Source organism: Pedobacter sp. 01N416 (genome assembly GCF_056399685.1).
Map to the genome: position 1 here is coordinate 1 of NZ_JBFTRT010000991.1, position 748 is coordinate 748.

Here is a 748-nt window from a genome sequence, read left to right on the forward strand (position 1 = left end):
CAGAAGAAGCAAGAATATTAGGTAGGCAATTTATGCGTTCCTCTTCTTCAGTTGGATCAAATTATAGAGCAGCTTGTAGAAGTAGGTCAAAAGCTGAGTTTTACGCAAAACTTAGCATAGTTGTAGAAGAGGCTGATGAAACAGCTTTTTGGATTGAAATTTTAACCGAATCTGGAATTTCGGATTTAGTTAAAGCTCAACCATTATTAAAAGAAGTAAATGAAATTTTGGCAATTGTAGCTAAAGCAAGAAAAACAGTAAGTAATAATAAATAGTGATTGAAAGAGCGAATGATTGAAATGAAAGAATGGAGGATTGCCTGTAGCACTCACTCATTCAAAATTCTATCATTCAATAATTAAATATAAAATGAATAATTCCCCAAAAATTATCATATCAGGTGGTGGCACCGGCGGGCATATTTTTCCCGCCGTGGCCATAGCCAATGCGCTAAAACGCATGGTGCCAACCTGTGAGATTTTGTTTGTGGGTGCAATAGGCCGCATGGAAATGGAAAAAGTTCCTGCAGCCGGATATAAAATTATAGGGTTAAATATTAGTGGGATGCAACGCGGCTCGATTATTAAAAATCTCGCGCTCCCGTTCAAGGTAATCGGTAGTGTTCGCAAAGCCATGCAGATTATCAATGATTTTAAGCCCGATGCCGTAGTAGGTGTTGGTGGTTATGCCTCGGGCCCACTATTGTATGCAGCTTCGTTGAAAGGAATTCCTTACCTCATCCAGGAAC

The 748-nt window shown here is 39.2% G+C and carries 2 protein-coding genes; both read left to right on the top strand.

The window, feature by feature from the left end; translation table 11 throughout:
• Window positions 1-275: four helix bundle protein (locus tag AC1DND_RS28855; protein WP_477586399.1), on the top strand; the 275-nt coding region annotated here is incomplete at its 5' end.
• 94 nt (window positions 276-369) lie between these two features.
• Window positions 370-748: UDP-N-acetylglucosamine--N-acetylmuramyl-(pentapeptide) pyrophosphoryl-undecaprenol N-acetylglucosamine transferase (locus AC1DND_RS28860; protein ID WP_477586401.1), on the top strand; the 379-nt coding region annotated here is incomplete at its 3' end.